The sequence below is a fragment of the Streptomyces sp. Edi4 genome, from assembly GCF_040253615.1.
In the GTDB taxonomy this organism is placed as follows: domain Bacteria; phylum Actinomycetota; class Actinomycetes; order Streptomycetales; family Streptomycetaceae; genus Streptomyces.
Map to the genome: position 1 here is coordinate 2,820,605 of NZ_JBEJGY010000004.1, position 22,055 is coordinate 2,842,659.

Consider the following 22,055-nt stretch of genomic DNA (forward strand, 5'->3'; position numbering starts at 1 on the left):
GGGTGCTCACGCGGTCCCTCCGATCAGGGTGAGGAAGGCGTCCTCCAGGCGGCGGTGCGGCCCGACGCCGGTCAACCGCACGTCCAGGCGCAGCAGTTCGGCGATGAGCTCGGTCGTGCTCGCCCCGTCGAGACGGATCAGGAGGCCGTCGTCGGTGACCAGCGCCGAGTCGATGCCGGGCAGCGCGGCCACCTTGTCGACGACGGCTTCGGGGACCTTCTCCGCGGTGGTGACGAGCAGGGTGTCGCTCGCGCCGGTGATCTCGGCGACCGGTCCTGCCTGGACGAGGCGGCCCCGGTCCATGACCACCAGATGCGTGCAGGACTGCTCGACCTCGGACAAGAGGTGGCTGGAGACGATCACGGTGCGGCCGCCCTCGGCGTACCGGATCATCACGTCCCGCATCTCGCGGATCTGGGGCGGGTCGAGTCCGTTGGTCGGCTCGTCCAGGATCAGCAGGTCCGGCATGCCGAGCATGGCCTGTGCGATGGCCAGGCGCTGGCGCATGCCCTGGGAGTAGGTGCGCACGGCGCGCTGGAGAGCGTCGCCGAGGCCCGCGATCTCCAGGGCCTCCGCCATGCGGGCGTCCCCCGAGGGGCGGCCGGTGGCCGCCCAGTACAGCTCCAGGTTCTCGCGGCCCGACAGGTGCGGCAGGAAGCCCGCGCCCTCGACGAACGCGCCGACCCGGGACAGGACGGGCGAGCCCGGCCGGATGGCGTGCCCGAACACGCGGATCTCGCCGCCGTCGGGCCGGATCAGCCCCATCAGCATGCGCAGGGTGGTGGTCTTGCCCGCGCCGTTGGGCCCGAGCAGCCCGAGTACCTGGCCCTTCTCGACCCGGAAGGAGAGCTCCCGTACGGCATACCGATCGCTGGACTTGGCGTACTTCTTGGTCAAGTCCGTGATCTGGAGCGGAACTTGGGCCAGCTCCGGATCGGGGGCCGGGGTGTGGGTGCGCCGGGTGATCAGGAGCGCCGCGCCGATGAGAGCGCCGGCCGGCGGCAGCCCCCACACCCACCAGGCGAGCCCTGCCGACGCGGTCCGCAGGGCGGGCACGGTGGGCACGCCGAGGGACGGGCCGTCCAGGGCGACGGTGTACGTGGCGGGCGCGGCCGGGGAGGCGAAGCCGAGGTCGGTGGCGGCGACGACCAGGCGCAGCCGGTGACCGGCCTCGACGTTGTGATCCACGGCGGGCAGCGTCAGCTCCACGCTCCTGCCGCCCTTCGCGCCGTCGACCCGCAGCGGCGCGACGAGCTGGGAGGGCAGCACCCGCTGCTTGCCGTCGGGTCCGACGTCGTACACCTTGCCGAACAGGACGGCGGTGTCGGTGCTCGACGTGACCTTGAGCCTGACGGTGGGCGACCCGGTGATGTGGAGGCCGGTGGTCAGCGGCGCCAAGTCGAACGCGGCGTACTGGCCGGGGAAGTCGAGGGAGAGGCCGACGCCGAGCGAGGAGAGACCCGAAAGGCCCGCCGCCCCCGAACCGAGGCCGGGCACCGCCGAGATCGCGGGCGGGGCGCCGCCCGGCGGATTGCCGAAGCTCTGCTCGCGGCCGGTCAGCGCGACAGCCTCACGCCCGCTCGTGAGACCGGGGTAGCTGCCGCTGGTGGCGCCCCGCAACTGGGCGGCGCCATCGGTGGAGTTGACGCCTCCGGTACGGGTGACGCGGAAAGCTGGGCCGGTGGAGGCACCCTTGTCGTCCTTGAGATAGCGGTCGAACCACTGGGTGACGCGGGCCTGGGTGCGGGCGCTCTCGCGGTCGCCGCCGTCGTGGCCGCCGGCGATCCAGTCGACGGAGACCGGGGCGCCGTTGGCGGCGATCGTCTTCGCCATGGCGTCGGCCTGGCCGAGCGGGAAGAGCGAGTCGGTCTGGCCCTGCATGATCAGCGCGGGCACCTTGATCCGGTCGCCGACGGCGGAAGGGCTGCGGGACTCCAGGAGCCTGACGGCCTCCGGGTCCGGCTGCCCGGCGGTCGCCACCCGGTCGTACATCGCGCACAGTTCGGGCTGGAACTTCTGGCAGCCGCCCGCCGTGGAGACGAAGATGCCGGCCCACAGCTTCTTGTAGACGCCGCCGGGGAAGAAGACGTCGGAGAGGTTCCAGTACGTCATCTCCGGGGCGATCGCGTCGACACGGTGGTCGTATCCGGCGGCGAGCAGCGAGATCGCCCCGCCGTAGGACACCCCGGTGACGCCGACGCGCGGATCGCCCGGCTTGTCGAGCCGCACCTCGGGCCGGCGGGCCAGCCAGTCGATGAGCCGCGAGACGTCCTTGACCTCGAACGCGGGGTCGTTGATGCCGATCTTGCCGGTGGACTTGCCAAAACCGCGCGCGGACCACGTCAGGACCGCGTACCCGTCGCGCGCGAGCTGTTCGGCCTGGCCCTTCACCTCGTCCTTGCTGCCGCCGAAGCCGTGCCCGATCAGCACGGCTGGCCGCTTGTCCCGCGCGCCGCCCGCCGTGAAGAACGAGGTGTCGATCCTCGCTCCCGGCAGGTCGAGCACCTGGTCCTGGCGGTGCACGGCGCCGGCGCCCGACGCGTCGGCCGCGCCCCAGACGCCGGCGCCGGCCAGCACGGCAAGGACTGCCGCCCCCGCGGCCGTCCGCCACCGCCGTCTGCCCATCCTGATCTCCATCCCCCAACGGTATGCGCCCGCACCGACAACCGACGCGGCCCGGTGGGTACAGCGCGGCCCGGGGTCGCGCCCGGGTGCGCTCAAGGTCCGTGCCCGGCTCAGAACGCCGTCTTGGCCAGCCACGTGTCCAGGACCCCCCGCTCGCCGAGTACTTCGACGGCCGGGGAGTCGGTGGGCAGGCGGCGGTAGAGGACACGCAGCACGTCGGTGAGGGGTCCGCGCACCACGGCCGTCGCCTTCTCGTGGGCGCGGCGCCAGGTGAAGCCCTCGTCGCCGATCTCGATGAACCACTCGGCGTCGGGCACGTCCGTGGCGTGCAGGTGCAGGGACTGTCCGGGCTCGCCGAGCTCGCCGCTGCTGCTCCTGAACGCACGGGCGAAGCTGAGGACGTCGAGCCATTCGTCGATGGCGTCGGCCGCGACGTCGGCGGGCGCCGTGAAGGCGGCGCCGAGTGCGCCGGCCGCGTCCGCCCGGTGCACCAGGGTCTCGTGGGTCATCCTGCGGGCCCAGAACGCGCTGGTCGTCGGGCCCGTCCAGGACCAGACCGGCACGTCGGTCCCCGCCTCGCGCAGGACCTTCGCGCAGTTCTCGGCACCTTCGGCGAGCCAGGCGTCGAGGGCGGCCGGATCATCGCTGTCGGGACCGGCCGCGCCGGGCACCTGGTCCGGCGGGAACGGCTCGGTGGCCTTGGTGCGGACGATCTCGGTGGACCAGCGGTGGGCCCCGCCCACGTGCCGGGCGAGCTGGCGCAGGGTCCACTCGGGACAGGTCGGCACGGGCGCCGAAAGGTCGGCGCCCGCGAGATGGGACCGCAACTCGGCGCTCTGGCGGACGATTTGGTCGCAGTACGTCAGGTGTTCAAGGGTCATGGCGACACCCTAGGCAACGCCTCAGGCGCGGGCGTTCGCGGGGAGGCCGGCCTCGCCCTCGGGAAGGCCGGCCCCGCCCTCGTCCAGACCCATCTCGTCCTCGGGGATGCTGACCAGCCAGCGGGTGTCGCGGCGCGGCCGCAGGTACAGCGCCCAGTACAGGGTGGCCGCGGCGGTGATGCCGCCGGTCCACACCAGGTAGCGGGTCTCCTGCTGGGTGAGGATGTAGGCGAGTACGGCGATGAGCAGCACCGGGACCGCGGGCCACAGCGGCATCCGCCAGGCGGTGGCGTGCTTGTGGGCGCCGCGCCGGCACAGCAGGGCCGCGACGGCGACCAGGAGGTACATGGCGGTGACGGAGACGCCGGTGACGCCGTAGAGGGTGTCGAGGTTGACGAAGCACAGGGCCGCGCCGGGGACGCCGACGAGGAGGGTGGCCACCCACGGCGAGCCGAAGCGGCCGAGCCGGGACAGGCCCCGGTTGACGGGCTCGGGCCAGGCCTTGTCGCGGGCGGAGGCGAACAGGACCCGGGAGTTCTGGATGACCATGACGATGCCCGCGTTGATGATGGCGAGGGCGACGCACAGGCTCACGAAGGTGCCGACCGCCGAGTTCGACCAGGCGTTGACCATGTCGCTCAGGTTGCCGCTGGTGAGGGTGGCGAGGTCGGGGGCGCCCAGCGTGATGGCCACAACGGGCACCAGGATCACGGCGGTTGAGATGGCGAGGGTGGCGAGCACGGTGCGGGCGACGTTGCGCCGGGGGTGCTCAAGCTCCTCGGAGAGGTAGACGGCGGTGGAGAAGCCCTGGGTGATGAACAGGGCGATGGCGAGGCCGGATACCACCATCATCGCGGTGACCGTCGAAGTGGTGTGGCCGTCACCGGCAACCGTGCCGTGCACCAGGGCGGAGGCGCCCCGCTGGCTGTGGGCGAAGCCGAGGACGGCGACGACGCCGGCCGCGATGACTTCGAGTACGAGGAAGATGCCGGTGATCCAGGCGTTGGCGCGCAGGTCGAGCAGGCCGGCCAGGGTGGCGAGCAGCATGACCGCGCCGCCGGCGACGGGGGCCGGGATGTGCACGACCGGCGCGAGGTAGTCGGCGGTGCCCATCGCGATGACGGGCGGCACGATCATCACGACGAGCAGCGAGAGCACGAACACCAGCCAGCCCGCGAGCCGTCCGGCCATCGTGGAGACCATGGCGTACTCGCCGCCCGCGCTGGGGATGAGGGTGCCCAGCTCCGAGTAGCAGAACGCCACGGCGATACAGAGCAGCGAACCGATGGCGATGGTGAGGGCGGTGTAGGTGCCCAGGGTGGAGAAGAGGTCGGGCACGACGACGAACAGCGTGGAGGCGGGGGTCACGCACGACAGCGTGAGCAGGGTGCCGCCCACGACGCCGATGGACCGCTTGAGCTTCTGCGCCTGCTGGGGGGTGGGTCCGGTCGCGGGGGCGAGCGCTTGGGGAGCGCTGAGCGTTTCCGTCATCGTGCGGGTTCCGATCGACTGGTGCGGAGTCCGGTCACCGGGAGCGGTATCGCCTCCAGAGGCGGGTGGTGAAGAGTTCGGGGCTCCCGGGGTGCCGTTATGCAATCCTTCGCAGAACCGCAGGTCAATAGGGGGTTACCTGCGGAATCCGAAGATCGGGACGCGGTTTGCGCCGGTTTTCGGCGTCAAGGGGGCGTCAGGAACCAGGATCGGCCGGTGCGGGAACCGTAGCTTCCGCATCGAAGTTCGTCGACAACTTTCCGCACTGCGGACGCTCGCACCCAGCCGGGCCCCGACCGGCGCTCCCCGATCCGGGCGCTCCCCCGCCCGGGTGCTCCCCTGCCCGGGCGCTCAGCCACCCGCCCGCTCAGCCACCCGCCCGGTCAGCCGCTCGATTCGGTCAGCGCGGCCATCAGCGCCCGCACGGGGCCGGCGGGCTCGCGCGGGTGGACGACCTCGGTACGGTGCACGAGACGCGGCGCCGAGATCCGCACGGCGACCGTCCCCGCCGCCCCCTCGGCGACTCCGGCCGCCACGGCGACGATCCCGTGCCCGGCGGCGACGAGCACCCCGAGCCCCGTCAACTCCGTTCCCGCATACGCCACTTGACCCAGGAATCCGTCACTGCGGGCGGCCGCGCGCAGCTGCGCCAGGGGCACGGCCGCGTCCGGGGCGTCGATCCAGCGGGCGTCGGCGAGATCGCCGAGACGCAGGGCGGGGCGGCCCGCGAGGGGGTGCCCGGCCGGCAGCAGCACCACGAGCGGTTCCTCGGCGATCCCTCGCGTGATCAGCGTTCCCGCGTCGGGCAGCGGCAGCGGATCGCTGGGCGCCGCGGCGCCGGTGACCAGGCCGAGGTCGGCCGCGCCCGTCAGGACCGCCCGCACGCTCGCGTCCCGGCCAAGGACGCGCACCTCGACGGCCAGCCCGGGAACGGCCTGGCGCACGACGCCGAGCGCGCGGGCGAAGGCGGGGCTCAGCGCGTCGGGCGCGCAGGCGACGGCGAGCCGCGCGGGCCGCACCTCGGTGAGCCGGGCGAGGTCGGCGCGGGCCGCGTCGAGGCGGAGCAGCAGAGGGCGCGCGTGCTCCATGAGGCGCGCCCCGGCCGGGGTGGGCTCCACCGGGCGGCGCCCGAGCAGCGGGGTGGCGAGGTCGGCTTCGAGCGCGGCGATGTGCTGCGACACGGCGGACTGGGTGTAGCCGAGTTCCCGGGCGGCGGTGGAGAACGAGCGGTGCTCGACGACGGCGACGAAGGTGCGCAGCAGATGCGGATCCATGGGCATCAGTATCGCTAATGCGGAATCCATGAATCATCGTTGGACGTGATGCGGGCGCCCGGCCAGGCTTACGTGCATGAACACGACCCGCATCGCCCTGGTCGGCGACCGCTCCCCCGACGTCCGCTCCCACACCCGCGTGCCACTGCTCCTGGACGCCCTGCGCGAATGCGAAGGCCTCGACCTCGACGCGTACTGGATCCCGACCGAGGAGGCCGAGGAGCACGGCGTCGGCGGCTTCGACGCGGTGTGGCTGCTGCCGGGCAGCCCCTACCGCAGCGAGACCGGGGCGCTTGCCGCCGTACGCACCGCCCGCGAGGAACGCATCCCCTTCCTCGGCACCTGCGCCGGGTTCCAGCACGCGCTTTTGGAGTACGCGCGCGACGTGTGCGGGTTGCACGGGGCCAGCCACGCCGAGAACACCCCGGACGCCGAGGACCCCTTGATCGTGCCGCTCGCCTGCTCACTGGTCGGCCACGAGGGGGCGATCGCGCTGGAGCCGGGCTCGCTCGCGGCCGGGCTCCTGGGCGCCGAGCGCAGCCTGGAGCGCTACCACTGCGACTACGGCGCCGGCGCCGCCCACGTGGACACCCTGCGCGCCCACGGCCTGCGCTTTTCCGGCACCGACACCGAGGGCGACGTACGCATCGCCGAACTCCCCGGCCACCCCTTCTTCCTGGCCACCCTCTTCCAGCCGGAACTGGCAGGAGACGGCCACCGCCCGCACCCCTTCATCCTGGGCCTCGCGAGGGCCGCGACGGACCACGCGAAGGCGACGCGGTGAGAACGGTGCTGCTCGCGTACGTGCGCTGGTGCACCGTGCGCGAAGCCGCGGCCCTGAGCCCCCTCCTGCACCCCGCCGAGCCGACGCTGGTCCGCGTCCGGGGTGGTCCCGGGCGGCCCGGGCGCATCCCGCACGAGATCCCCCGCCGTCCGCGACGGGAAGGCGGGGGGTCGGCGCGGGCGGCGGGTCAGTGGTTCCTGGGGAAGCCCAGGTCCACGCCCGTGGGAGCGTCCGCCGGGTCCGGCCAGCGGGTGGTGACGACCTTGCCGCGGGTGTAGAAGTGCGTGCCGTCGTTGCCGTAGATGTGGTGGTCGCCGAAGAGCGAGTCCTTCCAGCCGCCGAAGGAGTGGTAGCCCACCGGCACCGGGATCGGCACGTTGACGCCGACCATGCCGGCCTCCACCTCCAGCTGGAAGCGGCGGGCCGCGCCGCCGTCGCGGGTGAAGATCGCGGTGCCGTTGCCGAACGGCGAGGCGTTGATCAGCGCCAGGCCCTCCTCGTACGTCTGGGCGCGCAGCACGCACAGGACCGGGCCGAAGATCTCGTCGCGATAGGCGTCGGACGAGGTCGGCACGTGGTCCAGGAGGGACAGGCCGATCCAGTGGCCGCCCTCGAAGCCGTCGACGGTGTAGCCGGTGCCGTCAAGGACGACCTCGCAGCCCTGCGCCGCCGCGCCCTTCACGTACGAGGCGACCTTGTCGCGGTGGGCCGCCGTGATCAGCGGGCCCATCTCGGACGACGGGTCGTTGCCGGGGCCGATCTTGATCTTTTCGGCGCGCTCGCGGATCTTCGCCACCAGCTCGTCGCCGATCGCGCCGACCGCCACGACCGCGGAGATGGCCATGCAGCGCTCGCCCGCCGAACCGTAGGCGGCCGAGACGGCGGCGTCGGCGGCCGCGTCGAGGTCGGCGTCCGGCAGCACCAGCATGTGGTTCTTGGCGCCGCCGAGCGCCTGCACCCGCTTGCCGCCCGCGGACGCGGTGGTGTGGATGTGGCGGGCGATCGGGGTGGAGCCGACGAAGGAGACGGCCGCCACGTCCGGGTGGGCGAGCAGCGCGTCGACGGCCACCTTGTCACCGTGCAGCACGGTGAAGACGCCGTCGGGAAGCCCGGCCTCCGCCAGCAGTTCGGCGATCTTCATCGACGCCGACGGGTCCTTCTCGGACGGCTTCAGGATGAACGTGTTGCCGCACGCGATGGCGAGCGGGAACATCCACATCGGCACCATCGCGGGGAAGTTGAACGGGGTGATGCCCGCCACGACACCCAGCGGCTGGCGGATGGAGGCCACGTCCACCCGGCTGGAGACCTGCGTGGACAGCTCGCCCTTGAGCTGGGTGGTGATGCCGCACGCCAGGTCCACGATCTCCAGGCCGCGCGCGACCTCGCCGAGGGCGTCCGAGTGGACCTTGCCGTGCTCGGCGGTGATCAGCTCGGCGATCGCGTCCCGGTTCGCGTCCAGCAGCGCCCGGAACGCGAAGAGCACCGTGGTGCGCTGGGCCAGCGAGGACGTGCCCCAGGTCGAGTACGCCGCTCGCGCGATGGCCACCGCCCGGTCCACCTCCTCGGCGGACGCGAAGGCGACCCGCGTGGTGACCTCGCCGGTCGCCGGGTCGGTCACGGGGCCGAACTCGCCCGACGTGCCTTCGACGGTCTTGCCACCGATCCAGTGGTGGACGGTCTTCGTCATGTCCAAGTGCTCCTTCACAGATGGCGGCGTCGGGCGGTGACGTGCCGTTCGTACTCCTCGCGGGCCGTGACCGCCGGCTGACGGGTCGCGGTCTCGGCCACGGGCACATCCCACCACGCCTGGGCCGGGGGCGGGCCCGACACTGTGTCGGGCGTTTCGGTCTCCACGTAGACACATGTGGGAACGTCCTGCGAGCGTGCCCACGTGAGGGCTTCTCGCAGGTCACGCACGGTTTCCGCGCGCCGCACCCGCATCCCGAGCGAGGCCGCGTTGGCCGCGAGGTCCACCGGCAGGGGCGCGCCGTCACAGGCGCCGTCCGCCCCCCGGAACCGGTACGCCGTGCCGAACCGCTCACCCCCCACCGCCTGCGAGAGCCCACCGATCGAGGCGTACCCATGGTTGTTCAGGATCACCACCTTGATGGGGATGTTCTCCTGCACGGCGGTGACGATCTCGGTCGGATTCATCAGATACGTACCGTCGCCGACCAGCGCCCACACCGGCCGGCCCGGCGCGGCGAGGGCGACTCCGATGGCCGCCGGGATCTCATAGCCCATGCAGGAGTAGCCGTATTCGACGTGGTACTGATCGCGCGAACGGGTCCGCCACAGCTGGTGGAGGTCGCCGGGGAGCGAGCCCGCCGCGTTGATCAGGATGTCGTCCCCGGTCACCAACGTGTCGAGTACGCCGAGGACTTGGGCCTGCGTGGGGCGCGCCGTCTCGCAGGCCGGGGCGTACGCGGCCTCGACCCTGCGCTCCCACTCCCCCTTCAGGCGCGCGCACTCGGCCTCGTACTCCGCCGGTACGCGATGCCCCGTCAGCGCCTCGCGCAGCGCGGCCAGCCCGGTGCGGGCGTCGCCGGTCAGCTGCCGCCCGCCCATCTTGAGCGCGTCGGCGGGACGGATGTTCAGGTTGATGAAGCGGACGTCCGGGTTCTGGAAGAGGGTGGCGGACGCGGTGGTGAAGTCGGTCCAGCGGGTGCCGACGCCGAGCACCACGTCGGCTGCGCGGGCCAGCGCGTCGGCGGCGGCCGTGCCGGTGTGGCCGATGCCGCCGACGTCCTGGGGATGGTCGTGGTCGAGGGCGCCCTTGCCGGCCTGGGTGCTCGCCACCGGGATGCCGGTGGACCGCGCGAAGGCGTCGAGTTCGCTCTGGGCCCGGGCGTGCCGCACCCCGCCGCCCACCACGACGAGCGGCCGCCGAGCCTCCCGCAACTCCCGCGCCGCCCACGCCAGTTCGTCCGGATCGACGGCGGGGGCGCGGACCGGCCACACCCGCTCGCGGAAGAACTCCTCGGGCCAGTCGTACGCCTCCGCCTGGACGTCCTGCGGCAGCGCGAGCGTGACCGCGCCCGTGTTCGCGGGGTCGGCCAGGACACCCATCGCGTTCAGGGCGGCCGGGATCAGCGCCTCGGGCCGGGTCACGCGGTCGAAGTAGCGCGAGACCGGCCGCAGGCAGTCGTTGACCGACACATCGCCCGCGTAGGGGACTTCGAGCTGTTGCAGCACCGGGTCGGCGGGCCGGGCGGCGAAAATGTCGCCGGGCAGCAGGAGCACCGGCAGGTGGTTGACGGTGGCCAGGGCCGCGCCGGTGACCAGGTTGGTGGCGCCTGGCCCGATCGAGGTGGTCACCGCGTGCGCGGAGAGCCGCCCCGACTGGCGGGCGTAACCCACGGCCGCGTGCACCATGGCCTGCTCGTTTCGGCCCTGGTGGAAGGGCATGGCCCCGGGCCCGGATTCGAGCAGGGCCTGCCCGATCCCGGCGACGTTGCCATGCCCGAAGATGCCCCAAGTGGCCGCGATCAGGCGGTGGTTGACGCCGTCGCACGCGGTGTACTGGCGGGCCAGGAACGCGATCAGCGCCTGGGCGGTGGTGAGGCGGCGCGTTCTGCCGGTCACTGGTATCCCTCCATGTGGTCGGGGTGGAAGGAGATCTTCCACTCCCGTTCCTGCCCCGGGCCCGCCATCACGTTCAGGTAGTACATGGCGTTTGCCGGCTGGGCGATCGACGGCCCGTGCCAGCCGTTGGGCACGAGCACCGCGTCGCCGGAGCGCACTTCGGCGAGCAGATCCGCGCCACCGGGCCGGGACGGCGCGACGCGCTGGTAGCCGTAGCCGTCCGGGTGCTCGAACGCGAAGTAGTAGATCTCCTCCAGTACGCTCTCGCGGCCCGGCCGGTGCTCGTCGTGTTTGTGCGGCGGATAGGAGGACCAGTTGCCGCCGGGCGTGATCACCTCGACGGCGATCAGGCGCTCGCACGCGAAGGCGTCGGCGGCGGCGAAGTTGCGCACGGTACGGGCGGTGGTGCCCGAGCCGCGCGCCTCTACGGGCACCTCCGGCGCGGGGGCGTGGCGAGCGGGGAGTCGGCGCTCGCACCGCGCTCCTGTCAGCGCGAACCGGCCTCCCGCGCCGGAGGAGATCCGGGCGTGCGCGGCACGCGGGACGTAGACGAAGTCGGTGGGCCCATCGAAGACGCTCTCGCGGCCCGCGAGGCGGAGCTCCAGGCCGTCCACGCGTACCGTGGCGCCGCCGCTGAGCGGCACCACGAGCCATTCGCTGTCCCCGGTGTCGAGCTGGTGCGAGCCGCCGGGCGGCAGGTCGAGGACGCGCAGCGAGGAGTAGTCCCAGCCGGCGCGTTCGGGGCCGATGTCGAGTGCGTACGGGGCGCGGGCCGATGCGCCCGCCCGTACCAGCAGTTCCTGGTGATCCATGCCCGATCCCTACCCTTCCCCGGTGGTCATCGCTACAGCAGGCCGACGGCGGTGTCGACGGCCGCCGCCACGTCGCCGTCGGGCGGATAGAGCAGCGAGCGTCCTGCGACCAGGCCCTGCACGGTGGGCAGGCGCAGGGCGCCGCGCCACTTCTCGAACGCGGCGTCCTGGTCGTCCCCGATGTCGCCGCCGAGCAGCACGGCGGGCAGCGTGCTGGTGGCCATGACCTGGGCCATGTCGTCGGGGTTCGCGGTGACGGGCACCTTGAGCCAGGTGTACGCGGACGTGCCGGCCAGGCCAGAGGCGATGGCGATGGAGCGGGTGACGGCGTCGGCGGACAGGTCGACGCGAAGCGTGCCCTCGGCCCTTCGGCAGATGAACGGCTCGATGAACACGGGGAGTTGACGCGCGGCCATGTCGTCGACGGCGCGGGCGGCGGCGTGCAGCGTGTCGAGCGAGCCGGGGTCCTGGTAGTCGATCCTGAGCAGGAGTTTGCCCGCGTCGAAGCCGAGCCGGGCCAGGTCCTCCGCGCGGTGGCCGGTGAAGCGGTCGTCGAGTTCGAATGCGGCTCCGGCGAGGCCGCCGCGGTTCATGGAACCGATGACGACCTTGTCGTCCAGGGCGCCGAGCAGCAGCAGGTCCTCCAGGACGTCGGCGCCGGCCAGCACGCCGTCCACGCCGGGCCGCGCCAGGGCCAGGCAGAGCCGGTCGAGCAGGTCGCCCCGGTCGGCCATGGCGAGCGCGTCGGCGCCCACGCCGAGCGCGCCGCGGGCGGGGTGGTCGGCGGCGATCACCAGGAGCCGCCCGCCCTCACCGCGCAGCAGCGGCCTGCGTGCCCGGCGGGCGGCGGCCTCTGCGACGGCTTCGGGGTGGCGGGCCCTGATCCGCGCGAGGCCGCCCGGCCCAAGGGGGGCGCTCATGCCCGGCCGCCCTTCAGGACGCGTTCGACCTCGGCGGGCGTGGGCATGGCGGAGGAGCAGGCGAGGCGGGAGGCGACGATGGCGCCGGCGGCGTTGGCGTACCGCATGACGCGGTCCAGCTCCCACCCGGCGAGCAGCCCGTGGCAGAGCGCCCCGCCGAACGCGTCGCCCGCGCCGAGCCCGTTGACCACGTCGACGGGTACGGGCGCGACCTCGGCGACCGTGCCGTCGCGGTGCACGGCGAGCACGCCCCTGGGCCCCTGCTTGACGACGGCGAGCTCGACCCCGGCCCCGAGCAGCGCCTCGGCCGCGGCCCGGGGCTCCCGCTCCCCGGTGGCCACCTCGCACTCGTCGAGGTTGCCGACGGCGACGGTGGCATGAGCGAGCGCCGCGCGGTAGTGCGGCCGCGCTTCGGCGGGATCCGCCCAGAACATGGGCCGCCAATCCAGATCAAAAACGGTATGCCCCGAGCGACCCGAGCACCCGAAACCCGGACGCACCGCACCCAGCCCCCGGCGGGTTTCGGGAAGGGCCGGGGCGGGGCCCAGATCGCCTTCCGCCCCGGGCGCCTCCTGGCCCGCTCCCGCCGCGCTCCCCCAGGCCGGCTCGACCCCGGAAGCCCCCTCAACGGAACCCGCGCCCCCGGCCCCCGGACGCACCGTCCCCGCCGCCCCCGGGCCCCCACCCGCACCCAGCCCCCGGCGGGTTTCGAGGAGGGGCGGGGTGGGAGAAGGCTCGTGCCTTGCTCGTAGGGCCGCCAGCGTCGCGCTTCGGCTCGGTTCCGCGCACAGACCCGTCCCCGTCACCCAGAAGATCCTGGCCGCCCGGACCGCCGCGAGGTCCAACTCCCCTTCCCTCAGCTCCAGATCGGGCGCCTTGGGCAGCCGGTAGAAGTACAGCGGGAAGTCGTCCGGCGGGAACACCTCGCAGAACGTGACCGGCGTGGGCAGGCCGTCCACCGGCGTGGCCCAGCGCGCGTCCACCCCGAACTCGCCCAGCTCCGTACGGAGATAGTCCCCGAACGGGTCGCGCCCCGTGCGGGTGATGACAGCGGTCCGGCGCCCGAGGCGCGCCGCGGCGACCGCCACGTTGGAGGGCGAGCCGCCCAGGAACTTGCCGAACGAGGTGACCTTGGCGAGCGACACCCCGGTCTGCAAGGGGTAGAGGTCGACCCCGATCCGGCCCATGGTGATCACGTCGTACGGGGGCGAGGAGGCAGCGACCGCCGGCCCGGACACGGGCCCCAGGCCGGAGGCGGGCGGCGTGGGGCCCGGATCGGAGGCGGGCCGCACGGGCCCCGCGCCGGAGGCAGGGGGCGGGGGAACCGGGGGCGGGACGCTCCCCGGTCCGTCCGCCCGTCCCGTGCCGTACGAAGCCTCGTCCATGCGCAGCGCACATCCCCTCGGATCGCCCGGCGGCCGCCGCCGATGGCCCTGGGCCCCAGGTCTAGCCGCCTCCTCCCACCCCTGTCAATCTTTTGTCCTTACATTAGGACGTGACCTTGACACCCCTCCGGCGCCCCCGGAAGGCTGGCCCCATGACGACGGCGAAGACCCGCATCCGGATCGGTTCGGCCCCCGACTCCTGGGGCGTCTGGTTCCCCGACGACCCCCGTCAAGTCCCTTGGCGGCGCTTCCTGGACGAGGTGGCCCACGCCGGCTACCGCTGGATCGAACTGGGACCGTACGGCTACCTCCCCACCGATCCCGCGCGCCTCGCCGAGGAGACCGCCGCACGCGGTCTGCGCGTCTCGGCCGGCACGGTGTTCACGGGGCTGCACCACGGCCCCGCGGTGTGGGAGCGGACTTGGGCGCACGTGTCCCAGGTGGCCGCGCTCGCCCAGGCGTCCGGCGCCGGGCACCTCGTCGTCATTCCGTCGTTCTGGCGCGACGACAAGAGCGGCGAGGTCCTGGAGGAGCGCACCCTGACGGCCGCGCAGTGGCGCGATCTGGCGGGCCAGACCGAGCGCCTGGCCCGCGAGGTACGGGACCGGTACGGCCTGCGCGTGGTCGTGCACCCGCACGCGGACACCCACATCGACAGCGAGGAGAGCGTGGTCCGCTTCCTGCACTCCACCGACTCCGGCCTGGTCTCGCTCTGCCTGGACACCGGGCACTACGCGTACTGCGGCGGCGACAGCGTCAAGCTGATCGAGACGTACGGGGAGCGGATCGGCTACCTCCACCTCAAGCAGGTGGACCCCGAGGTGCTGGCCCGGGTGCGCGCCGCCGGAACGCCGTTCGGGCCGGCCGTCGCGCAGGGCGTGATGTGCGAGCCGCCGCGCGGCGTGCCCGCGCTGGAGCCGGTGCTCGCGGCGGCCCAGGCCCTGGACGTCGACCTGTTCGCGATCGTCGAGCAGGACATGTACCCGTGCGATCCCGACCGCCCCCTGCCCATCGCGGAACGCACCCGCGCCTTCCTGCGCTCGTGCGGCGCCTGACCACCGGCGCCTCACTGGCCCCCGGCGCCCCGTCGACCCCGCCCCACCGCACCACCCATTTGCCCCGACACCGCCCCAACAGCCCTCTTTCTCACTCCTGTTACAAGGATCTCCCTCCCGTCACACATGTCTCGATTACGCGGGTCTTGCGTCACAGCCGGTCGACAGGCGGCCCCTCGGCATCACTCTGTGTCGTTCAACGGGCACAGGCTGAGTGATCGCCACACGTTCGCGCCGCAGCTCCCCCGACGGCCTTCCGGCCGCCGCTGCGGCGTACGCAGGAGGTGCCGCACATGACCGACCGACGGCTCTGGTCCTACAAGGAGATCGCCGCGCACATCCGGGTGCAGCCCGACACCGTGCGCTCGTATCGCAAACACGGACTTCTTCCCGCGCCGGACCTCGTGGAGAACGGCAAACCCTATTGGTTCGCGGACACCATCCGTACATGGGTGGCGCGCCGCCCGGGCAATCGCGGCCGTCGCGACGGCTGACCCCCACCCCTTCCCCGCTTTATACCCCCTAGGGGTATAGTCTGGGTACAGCCGTGAACCCGTACGCCCGTAAAGAGGAGAACGCCATGACCGCCGAGACCGTCACCACCGTCTACCGGGTGTCCGGCATGACCTGCGGCCACTGCGAGGGCGCGGTGACCGAGGAGATCTCCGGCATCGAGGGGGTCAGCTCGGTGAAGGCCGTCGCCTCCACCGGGGAGGTCACCGTCGTGTCCGCCGCGCCGCTGGACGAGGAGGCCGTGCGGGCCGCCGTCGACGAAGCGGGTTATGAACTGGTCGGCCGCGCCTGACCCTCCGAACCCCCAAGCCTCCGGCGCCGATCCGTACGGGTCGGCGCCGGTCCGCGTGTGTGCGGCCCTGGCGCTCGCCCGCGTATTCGTGGTACCCAAAACCCTACGGTCGCGTTCCTTCACCTGACCTCCACAAAGAGATCTAGATCACAGAGGTTTCGAGGTAACCATCGGGAGGGGTCGGGAGTCTAAGTGGGCGATGCCACGGATGTCTTGGGGGACGTCCATGGAATGTCTTGGGGGACGTTCCAGGCAACGCGTTGGCCGGGGCACGTACGTCGGGAGCTTTGAGCGGCCCACCGACAGGTACGTACCCCGGCAGACCGCCTAGACCCCCGGCTCGGATCCCGTGGGGGGAATCCGCACCGGGAAACAGGGAAGCGCCCCGGCTGTCGACCCGTGGGGGGATCGGCAGCGGGGCGCTTTTCCGTGTGCGGAGCGCGGGGCGGGCCGCCTCAGCGAAGCGGATCGGGCGCCGCGACGGCGCTCAGTCGCACGAGGTCGCGAAATCCGCTCAGCGGCCCTCGACCGGCACGAAGTCGCGCAGGACCTCGCCCGTGTAGATCTGGCGCGGGCGGCCGATGCGCGAACCGGGCTCCTTGATCATCTCGTGCCACTGGGCGATCCAGCCCGGAAGGCGGCCGAGCGCGAACAGGACCGTGAACATCTCGGTCGGGAAGCCCATGGCGCGGTAGATCAGACCCGTGTAGAAGTCCACGTTCGGGTACAGGTTGCGCGAGACGAAGTAGTCGTCGCTCAGCGCGTGCTCTTCCAGCTTCAGCGCGATGTCCAGCAGCTCGTCGGACTTGCCGAGCGCGGAGAGGACGTCGTGCGCGGCGGCCTTGATGATCTTCGCGCGGGGGTCGAAGGACTTGTACACCCGGTGGCCGAAGCCCATCAGGCGGACGCCGTCCTCCTTGTTCTTCACCTTGCGGATGAAGGAGTCCACGTCGCCGCCGTTGGCCTGGATGCCTTCCAGCATCTCCAGGACGGACTGGTTGGCGCCACCGTGCAGGGGACCCCACAGGGCCGAGATGCCGGCCGAGATCGACGCGAACATGTTCGCCTGCGAGGAGCCGACCAGACGCACGGTGGAGGTCGAACAGTTCTGCTCGTGGTCCGCGTGCAGGATGAGCAGCTTGTCCAGGGCCGAGACGACGACCGGGTCCAGCTCGTACTCCTGGGCCGGCACCGAGAACGTCATGCGCAGGAAGTTCTCGACGTAGCCGAGGTCGTTGCGCGGGTAGACGAAGGGGTGGCCGATCGACTTCTTGTACGCGTACGCCGCGATCGTCGGCAGCTTGGCCAGGAGCCGGATCGTGGAGAGGTGGCGCTGCTTCTCGTCGAACGGGTTGTGGCTGTCCTGGTAGAACGTGGACAGCGCGGAGACCACCGAGGACAGCATGGCCATCGGGTGGGCGTCACGAGGGAAGCCGTCGAAGAACCGCTTCACGTCCTCGTGGAGCAGGGTGTGCCCGGTGATCTCGTCCTTGAAGCTGGAGAGCTGGTCGACGGTCGGCAGCTCGCCGTTGATCAGCAGGTACGCGACCTCGACGAAGGTCGAGCGCTCGGCCAGCTGCTCGATCGGGTACCCGCGGTAGCGCAGGATGCCCTGCTCGCCGTCCAGGTAGGTAATGGCGGATTTATAGGCGGCCGTGTTGCCGTATCCGCTGTCGAGGGTGACCAGCCCGGTCTGGGCTCGGAGCTTCCCGATGTCGAAGCCCTTGTCGCCGACGGTGCTGTCGATCACCGGGTAGGTGTACTCGCCATCGCCGAACCGCAGTACTACAGCGTTGTTCGCGTTCTCGCTCACGTCATCCCTCACCGACGTAGTGCCTCTTCTTCGAGGTGCCCTGACTGTCTCTACCATCCCCCATTTGGCTCAGCAGAGTGCACTCGGGGTCGCCCATTGGGCTTATTCACGGCACTCAGTGCCGCCAACCTGCTCATCCTGCCCCGTTCGCCCCAGTTAGGAAAGCCCTGGGTGACGTTTCACACCAAAGTGCCCCCTGCCAGCCGGTGAGCCAGTGCGGTAAAGCGCCTGCCTGCGGAAACGGTGCGTACCGCCTGACCGATCGCCTTGCGGGACCCCACCAGGACGACGAGCTTCTTGGCGCGGGTCACCGCCGTGTAGAGCAGATTGCGCTGGAGCATCATCCAGGCACTCGTGGTGACCGGGATGACGACGGCCGGATACTCGCTGCCCTGGGAGCGGTGGATCGTCACGGCGTAGGCGTGGGCCAGCTCGTCCAGCTCGTCGAAGTCGTACGCCACCTCCTCGTCCTCGTCGGTGCGGACCGTCAGGCACTGGTCGTCGAGGTTGAGCGAGGTGACCACGCCGACGGTGCCGTTGAAGACGCCGTTCTCGCCCTTCTCGTAATTGTTGCGAATCTGGGTCACCTTGTCGCCGACGCGGAAGACCCTTCCGCCGAACCTCTTCTCCGGCAGATCCGGCCGGCCCGGCGTGATGGCCTGCTGGAGCAGGCCGTTGAGGGCGCCGGCCCCGGCCGGGCCCCGGTGCATCGGCGCGAGCACCTGGATGTCGCGGCGCGGATCGAGCCCGAACTTCGCGGGGATGCGCCGGGCCGCCACGTCGACCGTGAGCCGCCCCGCGTCCTCCGTCTCGTCCTCCACGAAGAGGAAGAAGTCGTCGAGGCCCGAAGTGATGGGCTGCGTACCGGAGTTGATGCGGTGGGCGTTGGTGACGACACCGGACTGCTGGGCCTGCCGGAAGATCCGGGTCAGCCGCACGCTCGGCACCGGGCCGCCCTCGGCGAGCAGGTCGCGCAGCACCTCGCCCGCACCGACCGATGGCAGCTGGTCGACGTCGCCCACAAGCAGCAGATGGGCGCCGGGCGCCACCGCCTTCACGAGCTTGTTGGCGAGCAGCAGATCGAGCATGGACGCCTCGTCGACCACCACCAGGTCCGCGTCCAGCGGCCGGTCCTTGTCGTACGCGGCGTCGCCGCCCGGTTTCAGTTCGAGCAGGCGGTGGACCGTGGAGGCCTCGGCGCCGGTGAGCTCGGCCAGGCGCTTGGCGGCCCGCCCGGTGGGCGCGGCGAGCACCACCTTCGCCTTCTTGGCCCGGGCCAGCTCCACGATCGAGCGGACCGTGAAGGACTTGCCGCAGCCCGGGCCGCCGGTGAGCACGGCGACCTTGCTGGTCAGGGCCAGCTTCACCGCTTCGCTCTGCTCGGGCGCGAGCTCGGCGCCGGTGCGCCCCGCGAGCCAGCCGAGCGCCTTGCCCCAGTCGACCCCGGCGAACCCCGGCATCCGGTCCTCACCGGTGCGCAGCAGACGCCCCACCTGGGCGGCAAGGGACAGCTCCGCGCGGTGGAACGGCACGAGGTAGACGGCCGCGACGGGCTCGCCGCCGTCCGGTCCCGGCACCTTCTCGCGCACCGCCCCCTCCTCGGCGATCAGCTCGGCCAGGCACTCGATGACGAGCCCGGTGTCGACCTGGAGGAGCTTGACCGCGTCGGCGATCAGACGCTCCTCGGGCAGGAAGCAGTGGCCCTGGTCGGTGGACTGCGACAGCGCGTATTGCAGGCCCGCCTTCACGCGCTCGGGGCTGTCGTGCGGGATGCCGACGGCTTGGGCGATCTTGTCGGCGGTGAGGAACCCGATGCCCCAGACGTCGGCGGCCAGCCGGTAGGGCTGGTTCTTCACGACGGAGATCGACGCGTCCTCGTACTTCTTGTAGATGCGTACGGCGATGGACGTGGAGACCCCGACGCCCTGGAGGAAGACCATGACCTCCTTGATCGCCTTCTGTTCCTCCCACGCGGCGGTGATCTTCTTGGTCCGCTTCGGGCCGAGCCCCGGCACCTCGATCAGGCGCTTCGGGTCCTGCTCGATGATGTCGAGGGTGTCGGCGCCGAAGTGGCGCGTGATGCGGTCGGCGAAGACCGGGCCGATGCCCTTGATCAGGCCGGAGCCGAGATAGCGGCGGATGCCCTGGATGGTGGCGGGCAGGACGGTCGTGTAGTTGTCGACCGTGAACTGCTTGCCGTACTGGGGATGGGAGCCCCAGCGCCCCTCCATGCGCAGCGACTCCCCCGGCTGCGCGCCGAGCAGCGAGCCGACCACCGTGAGCAGGTCGTTGCCGCCGCGGCCGGTGTCGACGCGCGCGACGGTGTAGCCGCTCTCCTCATTGGCGTACGTGATCCGTTCGAGGACCCCCTCCACCACCGCGGCACCCGTGAGACTGGACATGCCCCGACGCTACCGCCCCGCACTGACAACGCGGACAAGTCGGTTGCGTACCAGGGCGGTTGCTTGGGGGTCAAAATGTCGCGGGGTTCAAGTGACACGGGGTTCAAGTGACACGGGGTTCAAGGGGACCCGACCCGTCGGCCGGGCCCCTTGATTTCCCTCCCCGTCAGCGCTTCCCGAAATCCCCCCGGATCCCTCCCCTGAAGCACTGACTCCCCTTAAGACTTCCGTCACCCCGAAAGGGTTGCACGACTGCGGGCAGTAATTTTTTTCCGGGGTTCGCCCATCAGCCGCGCGGCCGCCCTGCCCGGTCAGGCCCCGCGCAGGAACGCGTCGCCGTGCGCCGCGATGTGCGCTTCGAGGGCGGCCAGCGCGAGACCCGTGGTCTGTTCGGACCCGCCGCCGTGCCGCTCCGCGTAGTACGCCGCGCCCAGCTTCTTCAGGAGATCGTTCCCGGCGCGCTGCTGCTGGACCTCGTCCACCTTCTGCTTGCCCTGCTGCATGGCGCTCTGCGCCTGCTCCTTGGCCCGGTCGAGAAACCCTGCCATGACTGTCTCCGATCGTGATCGTGCCCCCTACCGGCAACACTTCCCCTCTTATCGGCGCGCATGCCCACGCATACGTACAGAAGGACAGATGGACCCGGCATCCGCCGCGCGCCTTGCGGGCCGCGTCCCGGGCGCCGGGGACCCCGCGACCCTCCTCGCACATCCGCGCGAATACTCTGACCGGCATGATCGCGTCCGCCCGCACCCGCGCCTGCCCGCGTCCGTCCGCCGTCGCCCGGGCCGGGGCGCTGGCCGCCTGCGTCCTGCTCGCGTCCGCCGGGTGCTCGGGCGCGCGGTCCGCCGCCCCCTCCGCCGTACGGTCCGGGGCCGCGCGGGCCGCCGACGCGAGCCCCGAGGCGGGGGCCGATGTGACGGCCGGGCCAACGCCGTCGCTTCCGCCGGGCACCATCACGCTCGCGTTCGGCGGTGACGTCCACTTCACCGAGCGGACCGCGTCCCGTCTGAACGCGACCCCGGCCGACCCCGCGCTCGGCCCGATATCCAGGACCGTCGCGAGCGCCGACTTCGCGATGGTCAACCTGGAGACGGCGATCACCACGCGGGGGTCCGAGGAGCCCAAGCTGTACCACTTCCGTACGCCGCCGAGCGCGCTGGACGTGCTCCAGAAGTCGGGTGTGGACGCGGTGTCGATGGCCAACAACCACGCCGTGGACTACGGGCCGGCCGGCCTCACCGACACCCTCGACGCCGTGCGTCACGCGCCCATACCGGTGCTCGGGATCGGGGCGGACGAGGCCGAGGCGTACAAGCCGTACGTCAAGGAGATCCGGGGCGTGAAGCTGGCCGTGGTCGCGGCGAGCCAGGTCATGGACCTGACCAACGACAAGTTCCGGGCCGGTCCGAAGAAGCCGGGGATAGCCTCCGCGCTGGACGCCACGAAGCTCGTCGCGGCGGTGAAGCGGGCGAAGGCGCGGGCCGATGTGGTCGTGGTGTACCTGCACTGGGGCACGGAGGGGAAGAGCTGTCCGGGGCCGGAGCAGAAGGCCATCGCCGCGAAGTTGTCGGCGGCGGGGGCGACGGCGGTGGTGGGGACGCACGCGCACGTGATGCTGGGGTCGGGGATGCTGGGCCGTACGTACGTCAACTACGGCCTGGGCAACCTGCTTTGGTACGGGACGTCGCCGTATCCGCACTCCGACGACAGCGGGATCGCGACGTTGACGGTTGCCCGGGGGAAGGTGGTCAAGCAGGTGTTCACGCCGGCGGTGGTGGATGGGCGGGGTGTTCCCATGCCGCAGTCCGGGGCGGCGGCCGACGCCGTCACGTCCCGCCTGACCGCCCTCACCCCTTGCACGGCCCTGACCCCGGCCCCCCACTGACCTCCTCTCGGCCCGAGCCCAGCCGCGCACGGCCGGCAGCCAAAGTCGGGCCTGAAGGGCCCTCGTCCTCAAACTCCCCCAAGGCCTTAAGGGCCAGGGGGGACCCCCATGACGGGCTGACTATGCCCATGCAGGCCGGCACGAGCCCTGCCAGGGGCGCGGGGAACTGCGCGACCGGCCGCACTCGACCCGCAGCCAGGGTCGGGCCTGAACGGCCTCGTCCTCAAACTCCCCCAAGGCCTTAAGGGCCAGGGGGGACCCCCATGACGGGCTGACTATGCCCATGCAGGCCGGCACGCACCCTGCCAGGGGCGCGGGGAACTGCGCGACCG

General features: G+C 71.9%; 17 protein-coding genes. 5 read left to right on the top strand and 12 right to left on the bottom strand.

What is annotated here, in order from left to right:
- Positions 1 to 6: 6 nt before the first annotated feature.
- From ABR738_RS14875 to ABR738_RS14890, 4 genes are all read right to left on the bottom strand, one after another.
- Complete coding sequence (locus ABR738_RS14875) at positions 7 to 2,637, bottom strand: alpha/beta fold hydrolase (protein WP_350230456.1); 2,631 nt, start codon at positions 2,635 to 2,637, stop codon at positions 7 to 9.
- 98 nt (positions 2,638 to 2,735) lie between these two features.
- The gene (locus ABR738_RS14880; RefSeq protein ID WP_350230457.1) at positions 2,736 to 3,506 is read right to left on the bottom strand and encodes a maleylpyruvate isomerase family mycothiol-dependent enzyme; all 771 of its coding nucleotides are present in this window, start codon (positions 3,504 to 3,506) and stop codon (positions 2,736 to 2,738) included.
- A gap of 21 nt (positions 3,507 to 3,527) precedes the next feature.
- Entirely contained in the window at positions 3,528 to 4,997 is a 1,470-nt protein-coding gene (locus ABR738_RS14885; RefSeq protein ID WP_350230458.1) for an APC family permease, read from the bottom strand.
- A 383-nt stretch (positions 4,998 to 5,380) separates the two neighbouring features.
- Positions 5,381 to 6,271 (bottom strand): LysR family transcriptional regulator, encoded by an 891-nt coding sequence (locus ABR738_RS14890; RefSeq protein ID WP_350230459.1) that lies wholly within the window; start codon positions 6,269 to 6,271, stop codon positions 5,381 to 5,383.
- A gap of 76 nt (positions 6,272 to 6,347) precedes the next feature.
- On the opposite strand from ABR738_RS14890, the gene ABR738_RS14895 reads away from it, so the two are divergent.
- Complete coding sequence (locus tag ABR738_RS14895) at positions 6,348 to 7,055, top strand: CTP synthase C-terminal region-related (seleno)protein (RefSeq protein ID WP_350230460.1); 708 nt, start codon at positions 6,348 to 6,350, stop codon at positions 7,053 to 7,055.
- A gap of 187 nt (positions 7,056 to 7,242) precedes the next feature.
- Here the strand turns inward: ABR738_RS14895 and ABR738_RS14900 are convergent, their stop codons facing one another.
- The 5 genes from ABR738_RS14900 to ABR738_RS14920 are packed head-to-tail and all read right to left on the bottom strand — an operon-like array spanning position 7,243 to position 13,562.
- Positions 7,243 to 8,745: a CoA-acylating methylmalonate-semialdehyde dehydrogenase gene (locus ABR738_RS14900; protein ID WP_350230461.1), complete on the bottom strand. Its 1,503-nt coding sequence runs from the start codon at positions 8,743 to 8,745 to the stop codon at positions 7,243 to 7,245.
- Positions 8,746 to 8,759: 14 nt separating this feature from the next.
- Positions 8,760 to 10,643: a 3D-(3,5/4)-trihydroxycyclohexane-1,2-dione acylhydrolase (decyclizing) gene (gene iolD / locus ABR738_RS14905; RefSeq protein WP_350230462.1), complete on the bottom strand. Its 1,884-nt coding sequence runs from the start codon at positions 10,641 to 10,643 to the stop codon at positions 8,760 to 8,762.
- Positions 10,640 to 11,455 carry a 5-deoxy-glucuronate isomerase gene (iolB, locus tag ABR738_RS14910; RefSeq protein ID WP_350230463.1) on the bottom strand — a complete coding sequence of 272 codons (816 nt, stop codon included), beginning with the start codon at positions 11,453 to 11,455 and terminating at the stop codon, positions 10,640 to 10,642. Before iolB ends, iolD begins: the two co-directional genes overlap by 4 nt.
- Before the next feature lie 32 nt (positions 11,456 to 11,487).
- Positions 11,488 to 12,375, bottom strand: a complete 888-nt coding sequence (locus ABR738_RS14915) for a Cgl0159 family (beta/alpha)8-fold protein (protein WP_350230464.1) — start codon at positions 12,373 to 12,375, stop codon at positions 11,488 to 11,490.
- Entirely contained in the window at positions 12,372 to 13,562 is a 1,191-nt protein-coding gene (locus tag ABR738_RS14920; protein ID WP_350234579.1) for a 5-dehydro-2-deoxygluconokinase, read from the bottom strand. The genes ABR738_RS14915 and ABR738_RS14920 overlap by 4 nt, the downstream gene beginning before the upstream one ends.
- 350 nt (positions 13,563 to 13,912) lie before the next feature.
- On the opposite strand from ABR738_RS14920, the gene ABR738_RS14925 reads away from it, so the two are divergent.
- The 3 genes from ABR738_RS14925 to ABR738_RS14935 all read left to right on the top strand — a co-directional run bounded on the left by ABR738_RS14925 (position 13,913) and on the right by ABR738_RS14935 (position 15,620).
- Positions 13,913 to 14,815 (top strand): sugar phosphate isomerase/epimerase family protein, encoded by a 903-nt coding sequence (locus ABR738_RS14925; RefSeq protein ID WP_350230465.1) that lies wholly within the window; start codon positions 13,913 to 13,915, stop codon positions 14,813 to 14,815.
- Between the two features lie 293 nt (positions 14,816 to 15,108).
- Positions 15,109 to 15,309, top strand: a complete 201-nt coding sequence (locus ABR738_RS14930) for a helix-turn-helix transcriptional regulator (RefSeq protein ID WP_267053117.1) — start codon at positions 15,109 to 15,111, stop codon at positions 15,307 to 15,309.
- Between the two features lie 86 nt (positions 15,310 to 15,395).
- The gene (locus ABR738_RS14935) at positions 15,396 to 15,620 is read left to right on the top strand and encodes a heavy-metal-associated domain-containing protein (RefSeq protein WP_350230466.1); all 225 of its coding nucleotides are present in this window, start codon (positions 15,396 to 15,398) and stop codon (positions 15,618 to 15,620) included.
- Positions 15,621 to 16,134: 514 nt separating this feature from the next.
- On the opposite strand, the gene ABR738_RS14940 is transcribed toward ABR738_RS14935, so the two are convergent.
- The 3 genes from ABR738_RS14940 to ABR738_RS14950 all read right to left on the bottom strand — a co-directional run bounded on the left by ABR738_RS14940 (position 16,135) and on the right by ABR738_RS14950 (position 20,383).
- Positions 16,135 to 17,433: a citrate synthase gene (locus ABR738_RS14940; protein ID WP_350230467.1), complete on the bottom strand. Its 1,299-nt coding sequence runs from the start codon at positions 17,431 to 17,433 to the stop codon at positions 16,135 to 16,137.
- Positions 17,434 to 17,612: 179 nt separating this feature from the next.
- Positions 17,613 to 19,835, bottom strand: a complete 2,223-nt coding sequence (gene recD2, locus ABR738_RS14945; RefSeq protein WP_350230468.1) for an SF1B family DNA helicase RecD2 — start codon at positions 19,833 to 19,835, stop codon at positions 17,613 to 17,615.
- A gap of 311 nt (positions 19,836 to 20,146) precedes the next feature.
- Complete coding sequence (locus tag ABR738_RS14950) at positions 20,147 to 20,383, bottom strand: hypothetical protein (RefSeq protein WP_350230469.1); 237 nt, start codon at positions 20,381 to 20,383, stop codon at positions 20,147 to 20,149.
- Between the two features lie 185 nt (positions 20,384 to 20,568).
- On the opposite strand from ABR738_RS14950, the gene ABR738_RS14955 reads away from it, so the two are divergent.
- Complete coding sequence (locus ABR738_RS14955) at positions 20,569 to 21,723, top strand: CapA family protein (RefSeq protein WP_350230470.1); 1,155 nt, start codon at positions 20,569 to 20,571, stop codon at positions 21,721 to 21,723.
- The last annotated feature ends 332 nt before the right edge of the window (positions 21,724 to 22,055 follow it).